General features: G+C 73.5%; 2 protein-coding genes and 1 pseudogene. All 3 read right to left on the bottom strand.

Features of this window, described 5'->3' with window-relative positions; genetic code table 11:
• A pseudogene (locus tag G5C62_RS26530) lies at nt 1–539 on the bottom strand (D-alanine--D-alanine ligase); the annotation flags it as partial.
• Nucleotides 536–1,978 (bottom strand): PLP-dependent aminotransferase family protein, encoded by a 1,443-nt coding sequence (locus G5C62_RS26525; protein ID WP_206330886.1) that lies wholly within the window; start codon nt 1,976–1,978, stop codon nt 536–538. The pseudogene G5C62_RS26530 and the gene G5C62_RS26525, both read right to left, overlap by 4 nt.
• A gap of 36 nt (nt 1,979–2,014) precedes the next feature.
• Nucleotides 2,015–2,355 (bottom strand): N-acetylmuramoyl-L-alanine amidase (locus G5C62_RS26520; protein WP_206330885.1); only part of this gene is annotated, 341 nt, incomplete at its 5' end.

Raw genomic sequence — 2,355 nt, 5'->3', positions numbered from 1 at the left:
AGGTCCTCGACCCGGCTGACCTTCTGCACGCCGAGCGACGAGCCACCCGAGGCCGGCTTCACCATGAGCGGGAGTCCGAGCCGGGCCACGATGAGGTCCAGGACGGCGCCGGCGCCCAGCTCGCGGAAGGTGCTGTGCGGCAGGGCGACCCAGTCCGGCGTCGTGACCCCGGCGGTGCGCACGACCGACTTGGCAGCCGGCTTGTCCCAGGCCAGCCGGCAGGCAGCGGCCGGGGAGCCGACGTAGGGCACGCCGGCCAGGTCCAGCACGGCCCGGAGCGCGCCGTCCTCGCCGGTGGCGCCGTGCAGCGCGATGAACACCGCGTCGGCCGGCGACCCGGCCAGGCCGGGCAGCAGCTCGGCGTCGGCGTCGTGCATCTCCGCGTCCACCCCGGCCCGGGTCAGCGCCTCGACCACCTGCCCGCCGGAGTTGATGCTGACCTCCCGCTCGAAGGTGAGCCCACCGGCGAGCACCAGGGCCCGCAGCGGGGTCGTCGGAGCGCCGGGTGCCGCCTCCGGTGCGGCCGCCTGGTCGGTCATGGCTGACGGTCCTCGCTCTGGTCGCTGTTCGCCGGCCCGATGATCGGCGGCGGGGTCGGTCGACTGCGCTCCGGCCGGGCCGTGGCCGGGCCCACCGCGCGGAACGTCCCGGTGTCGACGGCGTCGAACGTGGAGTGCAGGTCCAGCTCGGCCTCGATCACCCGGGCCAGCCGGCGCACGCCCTCGCGGATCTGGTGCGGCTCGGGGTAGCAGTAGGACAGCCGCATGTGCTCCCGGCCGCCACCATCGGCGTAGAAGCCGATCCCGGGCACGTAGGCGACGTGGGCGGCGACCGCGCGGGGCTGCATGAGCTTGGCGTCCAGGCCGTTGGGCAGCTTCAGCCAGACGTAGAACCCGCCGTCCGGCTTTGTCCAGGTGGTGCCCGGCGGCATGAGCGCGGTGAGCGACTCCAGCGTGGCGTCCCGGCGCTCGCGGTAGAGCTCGGTGAAGACCTTGATCTGCTCGCGCCAGGGCTGGGTGTCCAGGTACCGGGCGACCGCGTACTGGGTGAGCGAGGGCGGGCAGAGGACCTGCGCCTCGGTGGCGAGCACCAGCTTCTCCCGCACGGCCAGCGGGGCCAGCACCCAGCCCACGCGCAGGCCCGGGGAGAAGGTCTTCGAGAACGACCCCAGGTAGATGACCCGGTGCTCGTTGCGGGCGCGCAGGGCACGCATCGGCTCCTTGTCGAAACCGAGCAGGCCGTACGGGTTGTCCTCGATGACCAGCAGGTCGTACTGCTCGGCGATCGCCATGACCGCCTCGCGGCGGACCTCGGTCAGCGTGACGCCGGCGGGGTTGTGGAAGTTCGGCACCGTGTACAGGAACTTCACCCGGTCACCGCGGGCCCGGCACTCCAGCAGGGCCTCCTCCAGCGCCTCGGGGATCAGCCCGTCGTCGTCCATCGCGACGTGCCGGACCTGGGCCTGGGCGGCCTGGAAGACGCCGAGGGCCCCGACGTAGGAGGGCGCCTCGGCGAGGATGACGTCACCGGGGTCGACGAAGACCCGGGTGACCAGGTCGAGCCCCTGCTGGGAGCCGACGGTGACGACCACCTCGCTGGGCGAGGCGTCGGAGATGCCCTCCAGGGCCATGACGTCGCAGATCCGCTCCCGCAGCCGGGGGTCACCCTGGCCGGAGCCGTACTGCAGGGTCTGGGCGCCCATCCCGGACACCAGCTCGCCGATCATCGACCCGACGGCGTCCAGCGGCAGGGCGGTGACCGCGGGCATGCCCCCGGCGAGCGAGACGACCTCGGGTCGGCTGACCACGGAGAACAGCGCCCGGATCTCCGAGCTCTTCATGCCGTGGGTGCGTGCTGCGTACCGGTCGGCCAAGGGGTCCAGCCGCGGGTGCCGCGGGGAGACGTGCGGGGACGCACCGGTGGAGTGCGCCCCGCCCTGACCGGTTCCGACCGAAGGGCCGGGCACAGGAGGGGTCACCTCTCGGAGTCTATGCCCCGGCTGGCTGCCGGCCGTTCAGCCGCGGGCGGGCAGCAGGAAGGTGCCGGTGGCCGGGTCGGCGTCGGCGGGCAGGAAGAGCCGCTGGACGGCGGCCACGACGGCCTGGGCGACGGTGCTGCGCAGCCGGGCGTCCAGCAGCAGCAGCCGGTCGACCGGGTGGGAGAGGTAGCCGCAGTCGATCCGGACGGCGGGCATCCTCGTCATCCGCAGGATGTCCCAGGTCTTCGGGTGGGAGCCACAGTCGAGCATGCCGGTGCGGGCGATGACCTCGCGGCGCACCAGGTTGGCGAACTCCTCGCCGACCGTGGAGCTCGCCCCGGAGCCGGTGCCGTAGTAGTAGCTGGCGACGCCGCGGG

The organism is Modestobacter sp. KNN46-3 (assembly GCF_011039295.1).
Note: the sequence above shows the minus strand (reverse complement) of the source record. Positions and strands in the feature narration are given on the sequence as shown.